General features: G+C 32.8%; 11 protein-coding genes and 1 pseudogene. All 12 read right to left on the reverse strand.

What is annotated here, in order from left to right; translation table 11 throughout:
• Nucleotides 1-632 (reverse strand): TolC family protein (locus tag ACH2CG_RS08320; RefSeq protein WP_395064080.1); only part of this gene is annotated, 632 nt, incomplete at its 3' end.
• 119 nt (nucleotides 633-751) lie between these two features.
• Entirely contained in the window at nucleotides 752-2,098 is a 1,347-nt protein-coding gene (locus ACH2CG_RS08325) for an HlyD family secretion protein (protein WP_395064082.1), read from the reverse strand.
• Nucleotides 2,099-2,103: 5 nt separating this feature from the next.
• The gene (locus ACH2CG_RS08330) at nucleotides 2,104-3,768 is read right to left on the reverse strand and encodes a peptidase domain-containing ABC transporter (protein WP_395064084.1); all 1,665 of its coding nucleotides are present in this window, start codon (nucleotides 3,766-3,768) and stop codon (nucleotides 2,104-2,106) included.
• 6 nt (nucleotides 3,769-3,774) lie between these two features.
• Nucleotides 3,775-4,446, reverse strand: coding sequence for a TetR/AcrR family transcriptional regulator (locus tag ACH2CG_RS08335; protein ID WP_395064086.1), 672 nt, complete (start codon nucleotides 4,444-4,446; stop codon nucleotides 3,775-3,777).
• Between the two features lie 145 nt (nucleotides 4,447-4,591).
• Complete coding sequence (locus ACH2CG_RS08340) at nucleotides 4,592-5,161, reverse strand: YdeI family protein (RefSeq protein ID WP_395064088.1); 570 nt, start codon at nucleotides 5,159-5,161, stop codon at nucleotides 4,592-4,594.
• A 75-nt stretch (nucleotides 5,162-5,236) separates the two neighbouring features.
• A complete protein-coding gene (locus tag ACH2CG_RS08345; protein WP_395064090.1) occupies nucleotides 5,237-5,761 on the reverse strand; it encodes a superoxide dismutase family protein in 525 nt (174 codons plus the stop codon).
• Between the two features lie 86 nt (nucleotides 5,762-5,847).
• Entirely contained in the window at nucleotides 5,848-7,188 is a 1,341-nt protein-coding gene (locus ACH2CG_RS08350; RefSeq protein ID WP_395064092.1) for a M28 family peptidase, read from the reverse strand.
• A gap of 89 nt (nucleotides 7,189-7,277) precedes the next feature.
• Nucleotides 7,278-9,068: an acyl-CoA dehydrogenase family protein gene (locus ACH2CG_RS08355; protein WP_395064094.1), complete on the reverse strand. Its 1,791-nt coding sequence runs from the start codon at nucleotides 9,066-9,068 to the stop codon at nucleotides 7,278-7,280.
• Nucleotides 9,069-9,126: 58 nt separating this feature from the next.
• Entirely contained in the window at nucleotides 9,127-9,492 is a 366-nt protein-coding gene (locus ACH2CG_RS08360) for a four helix bundle protein (RefSeq protein WP_395064096.1), read from the reverse strand.
• Nucleotides 9,493-9,545: 53 nt separating this feature from the next.
• A complete protein-coding gene (locus ACH2CG_RS08365; protein ID WP_395064098.1) occupies nucleotides 9,546-10,727 on the reverse strand; it encodes a thiolase family protein in 1,182 nt (393 codons plus the stop codon).
• Nucleotides 10,728-10,877: 150 nt separating this feature from the next.
• Nucleotides 10,878-11,339 (reverse strand): IS200/IS605 family transposase, encoded by a 462-nt coding sequence (gene tnpA, locus ACH2CG_RS08370; protein ID WP_395064100.1) that lies wholly within the window; start codon nucleotides 11,337-11,339, stop codon nucleotides 10,878-10,880.
• Between the two features lie 94 nt (nucleotides 11,340-11,433).
• Nucleotides 11,434-12,063 (reverse strand): annotated as a pseudogene (locus ACH2CG_RS08375) (3-hydroxyacyl-CoA dehydrogenase); the annotation flags it as partial.

Raw genomic sequence — 12,063 nt, forward strand, 5'->3', positions numbered from 1 at the left:
ATTGCAGGTTTATCGCCATTGGTAATCAAGCTTTGAATTCCTTTGTATCTAATGGTTGCGTTGTTTAAATAATTTTGATAAAGTTGTACTTCGCTGTAATTTCTTTTCCAATTGAAATAGGCAACCGATGCTTCATATACTACTTGAGTTGCTTGCAATTTTCGCTCGGCTTGACTTAATTTAATTTGAATTTTGGCTTTTCTAACGTCGGCCATTCTTTGATTTATAAGCAATCCTTGTCCTAAAGGAACCGATATTCCTAAAGATGTTAATCCTTTATTGGGCAAGGTGTTTTCGGGATTTACATAAATTCCTTCGCTGTTATCAAAACCAGCTTTTACTTCAATTCCGTACCAAGTTGGAATCTTGAAACTGCTGTTTAAAATAGAATAATATTCTTTGTCTTTGAATTTTTTTTTATCAAAATCGACTTCAATTTTTGGATCAAATCCGCCGCGAGCCATCATTAAATTGGCTTGTGCATTATTTATTTTAAGATTGGCACTTTTTACCGTTGGATGAAATTTTTTCACATAACCTAAATATTCATTGAAGGTAAATTCGTTAGAAGTAGTAGTTTGTGCAAAACAAATGCAAGAAAATAGTAAAAGTAAAAGTTGTATTGATTTCATTTTTTGGTACCTTTAGTTTGAGTTCTAACCCTGATTGTAAGGAAAAGCCTCGCTTCTTTAGCGAGCTTTGGAAAGAAAGCAGGAACATGGATTGCTGTTAAGTCGCAAGCCATTCGTTTCTACTTTTTATCTTTAGCTGTTTTGGCTTTTGGTTGATAATAATTAGGCGGAAATCCGTTGAGTGTTCGCCATATTTCAAACCAAACCGGAACATTGTCCAACAAAGCCAATGTTTGCGCTCCAGAACCCATACTTACTTGTTTTGGCCAAGCCACTTCGTCTTTATCGGGTGCAATTAAGACTCTAAATTTTCCGTTTTCGCTAATGAAATTTTCTACGGCTACAATTTTACCACCAAAAGTTCCATAACTCATGTTGGGCCAACCCGAAAAAACTATAGTTGGCCAACCGTCAAACCAAACGCGTACTTTTTCGCCTTTGTGAACAAGTGGCAAATCATTGGGATTTACAAAGGTTTCTACAGCAATTTCATAACTAGAAGGCATGATGCTTACAATTTGCGTTCCTTCTTTAATAGTTTCGCCAATTCCCGATTGAATTGCACGGTTTACATAACCATTTTGTGGCGCTTTTATGTAGTACATTCCGTTTCTAATTTTGTAATTGGTGTACTGATTTTCGAGTTTATTTACTTGCGCTTTAGTATCGTATTGATTGCTCAAAGCGGTGTATTGATCACTTTTGGCTTTAGAATCTTTTTCGGCATATTCGGCTGCTATTCTATTGACTTCAACTTTGGCGTTTATCAATTCGTTTTGACTGCCAATGTATTTGTTTTCTTGTGTAATTATTTTAGCTTCAACATCTTGCAACTTTAATCGTTTCTCTTCAACATCGGTCAATGGTTTTAAACCTTCTTTATTTAGTGTAATAGAACGATTGAATTGTGTTGTGGCGATTTTTACTTGAGTTCTAACAGCAATTAAATCCATGCTATCACTTTTTACTTTCAAAACGGCTTGACGGATTTTGTTTTTGGCTTGTTGCAATTTCAAGTTTTTTTCATTTTCAATAGCAGCAATTTGAGATGAAAGTGAATTTACTTTTCCGCCGTAAGATTCTTGAGCCATTTTTTTGGCTTCCATTTGGTTTTTGGTATTTTCCATTAAATTGGGATCAAGATAATCTTCTTTCACCTCTGAAATAAATAAAATGGTATCGCCTTTTTTAACAAAATCACCTTCTTTAACATACCATTTTTCAATTCTTCCTGCAATTACCGAATGAATTGTTTGTGGTCTTTGATCGGGTTTTAGAGTTGTAACTGCACCAGAACCTGAGATGTTTTGTGTCCAAGGTAAAAATAATATTAGAATTCCAATAATTGATACACCAAGAATAATTTTGTTTAAAATCTTGTAGTGTGGTCGATTGCTTAATTTTTTTACAGCACTAAATTGCTCAATGTTTTCTGTAATTGGATTTTTTTTAGAAATATTTAGCATAGCGGTTAGTTTTTAGAATCTGAAACAATAGTTCCATTATTCAAAGTTATTATTCTGGTACTTTTTTGTTTCCAATACTCGTTTTTGGAAGAAACGATTACCGTCCAATTATTTTTTTCATTCATTATAAAATCAATGATTTCTGTTGCTGTTTTTTCATCCATTTTATCCAATGGTTCTTCATAGAATAGAATTTTTGGTTTATTAATGATGCTTCTAGCCAAGAGAATTTTTTGAGCATTTGATGACGACATTTGTTTGCCTTCGGTGATGATTTTTGTATCCAATCCTTGTGGTAATGATTTGATAAAAGTTCCCAGTTTTACACTTTCTATTGCCCATTTAATATCTTCGTGACTAACATTGGGATTGTTAAAAGTTATGTTTTCAAGAATTGTTCCTTCAAATGGTGTTTCTCCTTGTATTATGGTTCCAATGTGAGAACGGTATTGATTTAAATCTATTTTTCTATAGGTATCGTCATTGATGTAAAACGAACCAGAAGTTGGCTCAATTAACCCAGATAATAATCTGATTAAAGTTGATTTTCCCGAACCATTTTCTCCTTGTAACACAATTTTTTCTGAAGGTTCAATTTTTAAATTTATTGCTTCAATTACATTATCATTAGAATCTGGAAACTTGAATTTTACATTTTCGGTTTCTAAACTTATATTGGTAAAGCAATAACTTGGCTCATTTACAGTGGTTTCTTCGGTTTTTAAATCGGTAATTAAACCAATCTTTTCAACCGAAGTTAATACATCATAAAAAGTTTCTAATCCAACTATTATTTTTTCAACCGAGTTGATTACCAGTAAAATAATGATTTCTGCGGCTACGAATTGACCTATATTCATTTGCTGATTTAAAACCAAGAAACCACCAATTAATAGTAAACTTAAAGTTATAATTACTTTAAAAACAATCAATTGAATAAATTGTCTTTTAATTACACTAAAATGCTTTTCACGATATTCTAGATAGCCAGTAACGAGTTCGTTATTTTTAGATAAAGCAAATTCAAAATTGTCTCTTTTTCGAAAACTATAATTATTTCTTGCCAATTCTTGAAGCCAACCTGCCACTTTATATTTGTATTTAGATTCTTTTAAACTAGTATTAAGTCCAGAGTTGTATGAGAATTTAAAGATAGAGTAGAGTAGTATCAAGAGTAAAATTCCAAAAAATATAAAAAAAGTATGGTATAATGATAGCAATAATATTCCAAAAATAATTTGTAAAAGTGCCGTCGAAAAATCTACTAATAATTTAGAAGTTCCTTTTTGAATGGTTAAAGTATCAAAAAAACGATTGGCAATTTCTGGTGGATATTGATTGTATAATTCTTCAAATTTTATTTTTGGTAATCTATAACTGAATTCAAATGAAGAACGGACAAAGATTTTTTGTTGCAAATTTTCGGTAATTCTCAGTTGCATCAAAGATAATAATCCAACTAATGCCACGCCAATAACCACAACAATTACAAGCACAATCCAAGAAGTACTAACTCTTCCTGATTGAATTAAGTTGATAATAGCCTGAATTCCGAGTGGTAATGATAAACTCACTAAACCTGCAAAAATGGCATAGAAAAATATTTGCGAAATATCTCTTTTATCCAATCGAAGCAAATTGATAAAACGTTGTAATGGTGTTTGATTCATGGAGATTTATTTTAATGTTTTGTCAATTAGATCCGAGTAAAAATCTGTTGGTGAAATAGTTTCATTACAATTGGTAATTGTTTTTAAATGATTCATTAAAAAATGTTGGTGTAACGCACCTTCAACAATTGAGGAAGCCAAACTTTTAGCAAAGCAATAAGTTGGATTAACCTCTATAATCATTTCAATAATTCTATTAATTACTCGTTTATAAACCAAGAAAAAACCTTCTTTGTTTTCTTGATCTACTTCTTTGGTTAATAGTGTTTTAGTGAATTCAGTTATAATTATTTTATTTAAAATTGCTTCATTTATATGAATTGTACTGGAGTCATCTACTATTTTTTCAGTTACAATTGTGATGGCTTTCTTTAGTTTTTCCATCGGATTTTGGATATTATTTGTAGCAAAAACCATTCGGTATTCAATCCAACCCCAATACCATGAACATAAATAAAGCATTAATTTATGTTTACTTTCAAAATAGCGGTATATTGAACTTTCATTAGATCCTATTTGTTCTCCTAATTTTTTGAAAGTAAAATTTTCAAAGCCTATTTCATCAATTAAAATTATACTTTTTTCAATGATTTTTTTTCCTAATTCGGAAGTTTCAGGATTTTTAACATAAAGTTTTTCGTTTACATTAATTATTATATTGGATAGTATATCTTGCATAGAAATAATATTATTTTATGCAAATATAATAGTATTACTATTAACTTTGAAATTTTAACTTTTATTTGTGCTAATTGAGTGTGCAGAAGTTGGTTTATAAAAGTATAATTATTTGAAAAAAAAGTAGCTTTTAGGATGAAAGAAATTAAGGTCTTGATTTTATATTCAATTCACAAAGGCGAATGATTTCGGTAATTCTGATGTTTCGAGTATCATCACGTTTAGCTTGGTTAAGCCAATATAAATAGCTTTTTCTATAGGATGGACTAAATTTTAGATAATTATCAAATGCAATAGTATTTCGCTGAAAAGCTTTTTCTAAATCGGATGGAATTTCTAAATTTTCTACAGCATCAAGAGATTCCCAAGAACCATTTTTTTTAGCAGTTTCAATTTTTTTTAAGCCACTTTCGTGAATTAAGTTGTCTTTAAGTAGATTTTCAATATAAGTTTTGTTTAATTTACTCCATACACTTTTGTCTTTTCGTGGAGTAAACATTTGAGTTCTTCGTTCTTCATCAAGTTTTCTAACAGTAGAATCGATCCAACCATAACAAATAGCAACTTGAACGGCTTCTTCCCAGCGCATGCTTTCTTCTGGGCTTGAAACTTTATAAAAAATCAATGAAACTTTTGTTTCAGAAATGTGATTTTCATGCAGCCATTCTCGCCATTCTTGTGCATTTTTAAAATATAAATGATCTTTTTTATCCATTTTAGTAAAATATAAAAGGTACATAAGAACAAATTATTCTTATATACCTTTGGTATATGTTGAGTTTAAAAATAATTATTTTATAATTCCAGCACAAGCAACTCTTCCGCCAGCATTTCCTGTAGGTTGTGTAGTATAATCGTCTGGATTTGCATGAACAATTAATCCTTTTCCTAAAATATCTTTATTGGCATCACCGCAGCCAATGCACCATTCATCGGTTTTTAAAGTTACTGTAGCGTTGCCGTTTTCATCGGCTGTAAAATTCCCAATATCGCCTTTATGATGTTCTGCGTCCGACCATTTTCCATGTTTTACGTGTGTAGGATTCCAATGTCCGCCTGCCGAAGTTGCATCTCCTGCCGAACAATCTGCTTTTTCATGAATGTGGATTGCATGAATACCAGGTTTTAAACCAGTAAGTTTTGCTTCGAAAGAAACTACACCATTTTTTTCAGAAAATGTAGCAGTTCCATTTACAGTACTACCGCTTTTAGGTTCTAAAGTAATATTTAATGCATTAGATTTAGCATCATTTCCAGATTTACATGCAATAACGATAGCAAAAGCAACGAATGTGAGGAAGATTATTTTTTTCATTTTTTTTAATAAAATTACTTAATTTTAGTGAAAGATAAGTTAATAAATGCTTAATCTTTTTTTTGATTTTAATAAATACCTGATTTTTATTTTTTTATAATATCTTTTGTAAAAACAACTTCACTTTCAAATCCATTTTTTCCAACACTTGCTACGCCAAAATAATAATTATCAATTACAATACCTTTTAATTCAAACGAATCTATATTTCCTACATATCGGCTAAATTCCCATTGGGGTGATGTTGTTAATCTCCAATAAATTTTATAACCAAGTATTGAGTTACTCGGTTCTTTATCCCATTTTATTTTTGTGTTTGGCTCTACAATTCCTCCTATTAAAACGTTTTTTGGTGCTGGTGGTGCCCAAGCTAAACTGGCAAGATTAATTGCATTTACAGCAGTTATTTTTGCTGCATATTGAAAATTCACTCCTTCAATTACATCGCCATATTTAATTCCGTTTTCTACTCTAGTGTTTTGATGTTGTCGTGTATAATTCTCATGAGCTTCCATTATTCTAATAGCAGAATAGCCCATATCTGTAAAGGGTTTATGATGTCCGCCTCTTCCAAAACGATCCAGTCTAAAAACCAACATCGGATTCATTTCGGGCATGTAGGTTTGTGTCTGTTTGTGAACATATCGTGCTAATTGTCTAGAATTACCATCAGATTCAAATCCGAAATTACGTCTTAGATTTCTATCTTTTTCTGTTTCTAGAGGAGAATTAGGTTCAGAAAATATTCTAAATGTTTTATTGTCAATAACGCCATCTTGACCTTCAATATTTCCAATCATATCATTATTGAAAACACCAATAATTTCCCAATTATTTTTTTTGGCAAATTCTGCTAATCCTTTTCCTCCAAATAGACCTTGTTCTTCTCCAGATAATCCAAGATACATTATGCTGTTTTCAAATTTATATTTAGATAATACTCGTGCCGCTTCAATTGTTCCTGCTATTCCAGAGGCATTGTCGTTTGCTCCTGGCGCATCACCTTCATAATCCATTGTATCGGAGTTTCTACTATCAATATCACCAGTCATGATGATAAATCTATTTGGATATTTTGTCCCTTTTTGTATGGCAACAACATTTACTATCCAAGCATCTTTAGGAATTCTTGTGCCTTCTTTCTTTGTAACAAAATCCTTTTGATAAGTAACTTCCAGACAACTTTTACAATCTTGAGATATTTTATCAAATACTCCTTTAATGTATCTTCTAGCGGCTCCAATTCCTCTTGTTTGTGATATAGTGTCACTAAAAGTATTTCTTGTACCGAAATTTGCCAAAACTCGAATGTCATTTTCTATTCTGTTGGAGGAAATACTATCAATAATTGCATAAATTTTTGAATCTGTTTGAGCAAATAAATTATAGGAACAAAATAGAAGTAAAGTATAAAGTACTGTTTTCATTTTTTTTATTTCAAATGTATGAAATCTAAATAAAAAATCCACTCAATTTCTCGAGTGGATTCTTCTAACATCAACTTAACTAAAAAATCTTAATAACAATATTCGTTTTCGGCAACCAATTTGCTTGTAATCATTTCTCTTAAACCTACAATATTAGGCATATTAGTGTATTTTGTAAAACGGCGTAATCCCATCAACATCATGCGTTGTTCGTCACCTTCGGCAAATGAAATAATACTTTCTTTACCTTTCAAGTTTACAATATCAACAGCTTTGTACAAGTATAATTTTGCCATAGCAATTTCTTCTTTTACTGCATCTTCACCGTCTTTTTTGGCTGTTTTCTCCGTTCTTAAAATGGTGCTTTCTGCCATGTAGATTTCAATTAACATATCGGCTGCAGCCATCAATAATTGTTGGTGTCCGTCTAAATCTGGTCCATATTTTTGAACTGCACCACCAGCAACCATTAGGAATGCTTTTTTCAATTTGCCAATTAATTCTTTTTCCTCTGCAAATAATTCAGAATAATCGGGCGTTTCAAATGATGGAATTCCCATTAATTCTTCTTGCACTTTAGAAGCTGGACCAAGTAAATCAACGTGACCTTTCATCGCTTTTTTAATCAACATTCCTACAGATAACATTCTGTTGATTTCATTTGTACCTTCATAGATACGAGCAATTCGTGCATCTCGCCAAGCCGATTCCATTGGTGTATCTTCAGAAAATCCCATCCCTCCAAAAATCTGAATTCCTTCGTCAGCACAATTTTGAACATCTTCTGAAACCGCAACTTTTAAAATTGAACATTCTATTGCAAATTCTTCAACACCTTTCAATTCTGCTTCTTGGTGTGAATTTCCTTCGGCAACTCTGGCATTTATTCTATCTTCAATCGCTTTTGCAGCTCTGTAAGTTGCGCTTTCTCCAGCATAACAGCTTGTTGCCATTTCTGCTAATTTATATCTTATGGCGCCAAATTGTGCAATTGGTGTATTAAATTGAATTCGTTCGTTAGCATATTTTACAGCTCCAGAAGTTACTCTTCGTTGTGCATCTAAACAAGCTGCAGCTAATTTTATACGTCCAACATTTAAGGAATTCATTGCAATCTTAAATCCGTTTCCTCTTTCAGAAAGCATATTTTCGGCAGGAACTTTTGTCTCATTAAAGAAAACCTGACGCGTAGAAGAAGCACGAATTCCAAGTTTGTGCTCTTCTTCGTTCATCGAAATTCCGTTAGATGGATCATTTTCTACTATGAAACCAGTAATGTTTTTATCATCACCAATTCTAGCAAAAACGATGAAAACCGAACAAAATCCAGCATTAGAAATCCACATTTTTTGTCCTGTAATACTGTAATATTTTCCATCTTCTGATAAAACTGCTTTTGTTTTTCCGGAGTTTGCATCAGATCCTGCGCCTGGTTCTGTTAAGCAATAGGCACCAAACCATTCGCCAGAAGCTAATTTTGGTACGTATTTTAATTTTTGTTCTTCGTTTCCGTATAAAGTAATTGGCATCGTACCAATTCCGGTATGCGCACCAAAAGCTGTTGAAAACGAACCAGTTGCTCCCGAAATATAGTCGCAAACCAGACAAGTATCAACAAATCCCATTCCCATTCCGCCATAGTTTTCAGGAACGGCAACGCCTAAAAATCCCATTTCTCCGGCCTTGCGCATTGTAGCTTCGGTAAAAGCATAATCTTTTGCCTCGAAACGATTTTTGTTGGGCCAAATTTCTTTGTCAACGAATTCTTTCACAGAATCACGCATCATTAATTGTTCTTCAGAGAAATCTTCTGGTGTGAAAATGTCCTCACATTTTGTTTCTTTAACTAGGAATTGTCCTCCACGAGTTATGTTTTCCATTATTTTTATTTTTTAGATGATAGACGAAAAGATGATAGACTTCTCCTTTTAAAATTATTTAGTTATTTAATGTATTTTGAAAAGCCATTGTTGCTTTCTGTAATTCTTCAATTTTTAGTTCTATGCTATTTGTAAGCTCGTCGGCGATATACTTTCTGTGATTGGCTAATATTAATTGAGTTTGTAATTCAAAAGATGAACCTAATGAAATATCAAGAAAATGACTAAAGGATTTATTGGTTCTACTTGAACCTTCTGCTATATTTGAAGGAATTGAAATGGAACATCTATCCATTTGGCTTTTCAAACTAAATTTTTCAGAACTTGGGAAACTATCTGTAACATCTAAAATTTGTTTTGCTAATTCCATTCCTATTTGCCAAATTTTTAGTTTCTTAAAATTATGTCTTTTAAAATCACTCATAAATTTATATTTTATTGTCTATTATCTATTGGTCTATTATCTCTTTGTCTTATTTACAAAAGTTCAAAAACCCCAGCGCTTCCTTGTCCAGTTCCAACGCACATACTCACAATTCCGTATTTATCACCACGGCGTTTCATTTCGTCAAATAATTGTACCGATAATTTTGCGCCAGTACAACCTAATGGATGTCCCAATGCGATTGCGCCACCATTTACATTTATAATTTCAGGATTTAGATTTAATTCACGAGTTACCGCTAATGCTTGACTTGCGAAAGCTTCGTTTAGTTCGATTAATCCAATGTCATTCAATGTTAATCCTGCTTGTTTCAATGCTTTTGGAATGGCTTTTACTGGACCAATTCCCATAATTCTTGGTTCAACTCCTGCTGATGCAAAATTTACTAACCGTGCAATAGGAGTGATGTTTAATTCTTTTACCATTTCTTCGCTCATGATAAGTACGAACGCTGCGCCATCACTCATTTGTGAAGAATTTCCAGCAGTTACACTTCCGTCAGCGGCAAAAACCGGACGCAAACCTGCTAATCCTTGTAAGGAAGTTCCAAATCTTGGACCTTCATCTTTGCTTACTACATAAGATTTGGTTTCTTTTTTACCATTTTCATTGATAAACGTTTGCTCCACAGTAATTGGAACAATTTGTTTGTCAAATTTACCTTCGGCTTGTGCTTTCAGTGCTTTGTTATGCGAATTGAACGCAAACTCATCTTGATCTTCACGAGAAATATTGAATTGCTTGGCAACCGCTTCTGCCGTTAAACCCATTCCCCAATAGTAATCTTCGTTTCCTTCTTTTGCGACAGCGTAATCTGGAGTTGGTTTGTATCCGCCCATTGGAATAAAACTCATACTTTCTGCACCACCAGCGATGATGCAATCTGCCATTCCGCTTTGGATTTTAGCTGTTGCCATTCCGATAGTTTCTAGTCCAGACGCACAATATCTATTTACCGTTACTCCAGGAACATCGGTTACTTTTAATCCCATTAAGGAAATTAATCGTCCAACGTTTAGTCCTTGCTCTGCTTCTGGCATTGCGTTTCCAACCATTACGTCGTCAATTCTTTTTTTGTCGAAATCAGGAAATTGCGCCATTAGATGTTCAATTGTTTCTGCTGCTAATTCGTCAGGACGTTTGAAACGGAAAACTCCTTTTGGTGCTTTTCCAACTGCGGTACGAAATCCGGATACTATATATGCTGTTTTCATTACAAATAGGTCGCTCCGATGGAGCTTTTAGATTATTTTTTTTACAAATAGGTCGCTCCGATGGAGCTTTTATTTTAATTGCCTCGTAGAGGTAAACTGTTTCTAATTAATGGTATCACTGTTGAGTAAGCTCCTTAGGAGCGACCTGTTTTACAAAATCCAATCGAAAACATACTTCTCATCATACTCAATATCAAACTTTTTCAAAAAATCTAAATATTCCTCTTTAAACTTTTTCTTTTTATGTCTTTCTTCTTGGTTTAAAATATATTTTACCACATTATCAATACTGCTTTTTGAATAGGAAAATGCTCCAAAACCTTCTTGCCAATTGAATTTTCCGTTTATCCATTTACTTTCGTTTATAAATTTTGACGAACCTGCTTTTATGTCTCTTACTAAATCTGAAATTGAAATGTTTGGTTTCATTCCAACTAAAATATGAACATGATCGGGCATCGCGAAAATAGCCAGTAATTTTTGTTCTCTATTGGTAACAATACCTGTTATAAATTTATGCAATTCTTCACGATTTTCTTTAGCAATAAGGTTTTGCCTTCCTTTAACTGCAAAAACAATTTGAATATAAACTTGTGAATACGTATTTGCCATACTAACAGGTCACACCTACGGTGCTTTTAATTTTATATATTTTAAAAATGATTTTCAATCATTTTTTTCTAGTAACAGGTCACCTCTACGAGGTTTAGTTTCTCAACGGTTTTCCTTTGGTTAACATGAATTGTATTCTTTCTAATGTTTTTCTTTCGGTGCAAAGAGAAAGAAATGCCTCTCTTTCAATATCCAATAAATATTGTTCGCTTACTAAAGTTGGTTCTGATAAATCGCCTCCAGCCATAACATACGCTAGTTTGTTGGCAATTTTCAAATCGTGTTCTGAAATGTATTTTCCGGCAACCATTTGGTTTGTTCCTACTAAAAACATTCCTAATGCTTGTTTTCCTAAAACTTTTACATCTTTTCTCTGGATTGGTTGTGTGTAACCAGCTTCTGCTAGTAACAATGCGTGTTTTTTAGCTTCTGCAATTTGTCTATCTTTATTAACAACAACAATATCTTTTCCTTTTTGTAAAAGTCCGGTATCAAATGCTTCATAAGCGGATGTTGAAACTTTTGCCATGGCGATGGTCATAAAATATTCTTGTAAAACATTCAATTCAACGTCATTTTTATGGAATAAATCTGAGGCACGTAATGTCAATTCTTTTGAACCTCCACCACCAGGAATTACACCAACTCCAAACTCTACCAATCCCATGTAGGTTTCTGCTGCGGCAACAACTATATCAGCATGCAAACTCATTTCGCATCCACC

This window comes from Flavobacterium sp. (genome assembly GCF_043778725.1).
In the GTDB taxonomy this organism is placed as follows: Bacteria; Bacteroidota; Bacteroidia; order Flavobacteriales; family Flavobacteriaceae; genus Flavobacterium.

Excerpts from the sequence above, each read along its gene's own strand:
- ACH2CG_RS08325 (WP_395064082.1), bottom strand. The coding sequence starts at position 2,098 with ATGCTAAATATTTCTAAAAAAAATCCAATTACAGAAAACATTGAGCAA.
- ACH2CG_RS08330 (WP_395064084.1), bottom strand. The coding sequence starts at position 3,768 with ATGAATCAAACACCATTACAACGTTTTATCAATTTGCTTCGATTGGAT.
- ACH2CG_RS08335 (WP_395064086.1), bottom strand. The coding sequence starts at position 4,446 with ATGCAAGATATACTATCCAATATAATAATTAATGTAAACGAAAAACTT.
- ACH2CG_RS08340 (WP_395064088.1), bottom strand. The coding sequence starts at position 5,161 with ATGGATAAAAAAGATCATTTATATTTTAAAAATGCACAAGAATGGCGA.
- ACH2CG_RS08345 (WP_395064090.1), bottom strand. The coding sequence starts at position 5,761 with ATGAAAAAAATAATCTTCCTCACATTCGTTGCTTTTGCTATCGTTATT.
- ACH2CG_RS08350 (WP_395064092.1), bottom strand. The coding sequence starts at position 7,188 with ATGAAAACAGTACTTTATACTTTACTTCTATTTTGTTCCTATAATTTA.
- ACH2CG_RS08355 (WP_395064094.1), bottom strand. The coding sequence starts at position 9,068 with ATGGAAAACATAACTCGTGGAGGACAATTCCTAGTTAAAGAAACAAAA.
- ACH2CG_RS08360 (WP_395064096.1), bottom strand. The coding sequence starts at position 9,492 with ATGAGTGATTTTAAAAGACATAATTTTAAGAAACTAAAAATTTGGCAA.
- ACH2CG_RS08365 (WP_395064098.1), bottom strand. The coding sequence starts at position 10,727 with ATGAAAACAGCATATATAGTATCCGGATTTCGTACCGCAGTTGGAAAA.
- tnpA (WP_395064100.1), bottom strand. The coding sequence starts at position 11,339 with ATGGCAAATACGTATTCACAAGTTTATATTCAAATTGTTTTTGCAGTT.